Annotated in this window: 1 protein-coding gene and 1 pseudogene; both read right to left on the bottom strand. The window is 78.2% G+C overall.

Annotated features, from left to right (window positions below; genetic code table 11):
- Positions 1 to 2429, bottom strand: a pseudogene (locus tag ACTUAL_RS21805) (type I polyketide synthase); the annotation flags it as partial.
- A gap of 9 nt (positions 2430 to 2438) precedes the next feature.
- On the bottom strand, positions 2439 to 3201 hold a 763-nt coding region (locus ACTUAL_RS21800; protein ID WP_440901546.1), incomplete at its 5' end, for a phosphopantetheine-binding protein.

Below are 3201 nucleotides of genomic sequence, written 5' to 3'. Positions count from 1 at the left end.
CGGTGGCCCGCGTCCAGCAGGGTCGTGGTGGCGGCGTGGAAGCCGACCGCGCCGCGCAGGTTCGCGAACCAGGACCCGGCGTCCAGCTCGGGGCCGTCCAGCCAGGCGCCGGTGGTGCTGGACAGGAACGGCACGTGCGCGCGCCGGGGCCGGACGGGGGCGAGCGCGGTGGCCAGGACCTCGCGCAGCACGTCGACCCCCGGCGAGTGCGAGGCGTAGTCGACCGGGACGCGCCGGGCCCGCACGCCGGTCGCGGTCAGCGCGGCGAGCGCGGCCTCCACGTCCGCGACGGGGCCGGACAGCACGACGGACTCCGGCCCGTTGACCGCCGCGACCGCGAGCCCGAACGACTCGACCTCGTGCGGCGGCAGGGCGACGGACAGCATCGCGCCCCGCCCGGACAGGTGCTCGGCCACCGCGCGGCTGCGCAGCGCCACGACCAGCGCGGCGTCCTCCAGGGTGAGCGCGCCCGCGACGCAGGCCGCGGCGATCTCGCCCTGGGAGTGCCCGAGGACGGCGTCCGGTTCGACTCCGTGCGCGCGCCACAGCCCGGCGAGGGACACGGCGACGGCGAACGCGGCGACCTGCACGGTCTCGACCCGGTCGAGGGGGCCGCCGGTGAGGGCGGCGCGCAGGTCGACGTCGGTGTGCGGGGCGAGCGCGGCGGCGCAGCGGTCGACCGAGTCGGCGAACACCGCGGACTCGGTCAGCAGCCGCGCGCCCATGCCGACCCAGGCGGTGCCCTGGCCGGGGAAGACGAACGCGGTCCTGCCGTCCACGTCGGCCACCCCGGTGACCAGGTCCGGGTGGGGCTCGCCCGCCGCGAGCGCGTCGAGCGCGGTCCGCGCCCCGGCGCGGTCCTCGGCGACGACCACGGCGCGGTGGGTGAGCCGGGCGCGGCCGTCCGCGAGGGAACCGGCGACGTCGGCGAGCGCGACCGGCCCGTCCAGGAGCGCGCCCACCCGACCGGCGAGCGCGCGCAGCGCGGGTTCGGCGCGCGCGGACAGCGGCAGCGGCAGCGCGCGGTCGTCCCTGGGCGGCAGGTCGGGGGCGGGGACGCCCTCCAGGACGACGTGGGCGTTGGTGCCGCTGACGCCGAACGCGGACACGGCGGCGCGCCGGGGCCGCCCCCGGTCGGGCCACGGGACGTGCTCGGTGGCCAGCGCGGCGTTCCCGGCGCTCCAGTCGACCTGGGCGCTGGGCCGGTCGACGTGCAGGGTGCGCGGGACCTCGCCGCGCCGCAGCGCCTCCACGACCTTGATCAGCCCGGCCGCGCCCGCCGCGCCCTGGGTGTGCCCGAGGTTGGACTTGACCGAGCCCAGCAGCACCGGTTCGGCCCGGTCCTGCCCGTAGGTGGCCAGGATCGCCTGCGCCTCGATCGGGTCACCCAGCCGGGTGCCGGTGCCGTGCGCCTCCACGAGGTCCACGTCGGACGGCCGCAGGCCAGCGACCTCCAGCGCGGAGCGGATCACCCGCTGCTGGGCGACGCCGTTGGGCGCGGTCAGCCCGTTGGAGGCGCCGTCGGAGTTGACGGCGCTGCCGCGCAGCACGGCCAGCACCGGGTGCCCGGCGCGCTCGGCGTCGGAGAGCCGCTCCAGCAGCACCAGGCCGACGCCCTCGGACCAGGCGGTGCCGTCGGCGGCGTCGGCGAACGACTTGCAGCGCCCGTCCGGGGCGAGCCCGCGCTGGCGGGAGAACTCGGGGAACGCGCCGGGCAGCGACATGACCGTGACGCCGCCCGCGAGCGCGAGCGAGCACTCGCCCGAGCGCAGCGCCTGCGCGGCCAGGTGCAGGCCGACCAGCGAGGAGGAGCAGCCGGTGTCCAGGGTGACGGCCGGTCCGTGCAGGCCGAGGACGTAGGCGACCCGGCCGGAGATGACGCTGGGGGCGATGCCGGTGCCCAGGTGGCCCTCCATGCCCTCGGGCACGGGGTGCAGGCGGGTGGCGAAGTCGTAGTAGACGACCCCGGTGAACACGCCGGTCCGGCTGCCGCGCAGCGAGGTCGGGTCGATCCCGGCGCGCTCGACGACCTCCCAGGCGGTCTCCAGCAGCACGCGCTGCTGGGGGTCCATCGCCAGCGCCTCGCGGGGGCTGATGCCGAAGAAGGCGGCGTCGAACTCGGTGGCGTCGTGCAGGAACCCGCCCTCGCGGACGTAGGAGCGGCCCTGCGCCTCGGGGTCGCCGTCGAACAGGGCGTCGAGGTCCCAGCCCCGGTCGGCGGGGAACCCGGAGATGACGTCGCCGCCGCGCGCCACCAGGTCCCACAGGTCCTCGGGCGAGGCGACGCCGCCGGGGAACCGGCAGGCGGTGGCCACGACCGCGATCGGCTCGCGGTGCGCGGTCTCCAGCGCGCGCAGGCGCTGCTGGACCCGCTCGTTCTCGGCCAGCGCGCGCTTGAGGTAGTCGCGCAGCTTCTTCTCGTCGGACACGTGTCCCTCTCAGGCGCCGGTCGGGCCGAGCCTGCTGTCGGCCAGGCGGAACAGCTCGTCGTCGCTGATGTGGTCGAGATCGAGGTCGTCGGGTCCGCCGGTCAGCTCCTCCCAGCGGCCCAGGACCTCGCCCAGGCGCGCGGTGACCCGCTCGCGCAGCGCGTCGTCGCCCGCGGCGGCGGGCAGGGCGGCGGCCAGGGCGTCCAGGTCGCGCAGCGCGGACGCGGGGTCCTCGGCGTCCGGGGCCGCGTCGGGGGCGGCGCTGTCCCCGGCGGCGGCGAGGTGCTCGGCCAGGTGCTCGGCGAGCGCGCGCGGGGTGGGGTGGTCGAAGACCGCGGTGGGCGTGAGCTTCGCGCCGGTCGCGGCGCAGGCCCGGTTGCGCAGCTCGACGGCGGCGAGCGAGTCGACGCCGAGGTCGCGGAAGGCCACGTCGGCGGGCACCGACTCGGGTCCGGGGTGGCCGAGCGCGGCGGCGGCGTGCGCGCGCACCAGGTCGGTGAGCCTGCGCAGCCGCTCGGGCGCGGGCAGCGCGGCCAGCTCGCCCGCCAGCCCCCGGTCGGGCTCGGCGGTGGCGGCGACCGGTTCGGGGCGGGCCTCGGGCAGGTCGGCGAGCAGGGGGCTGCGGCGCAGGGCGGTGAACCGGGCGGCGAACGCCTCCCAGCGCACGTCGGTCACGACGGTGGTGCTCTCGTCGCGGGCGACGGCGTCGAGCAGCGCGGACACCGCCAGGTCCGGGGGCATCGGGCGCAGGCCAGCCTGGGCGAGCTGGGCG

The sequence above is a fragment of the Actinosynnema sp. genome (assembly GCF_052038725.1).
The sequence above is the reverse complement of the archived record's forward strand: the minus strand, read 5'-3'. Positions and strand labels throughout refer to the sequence as shown.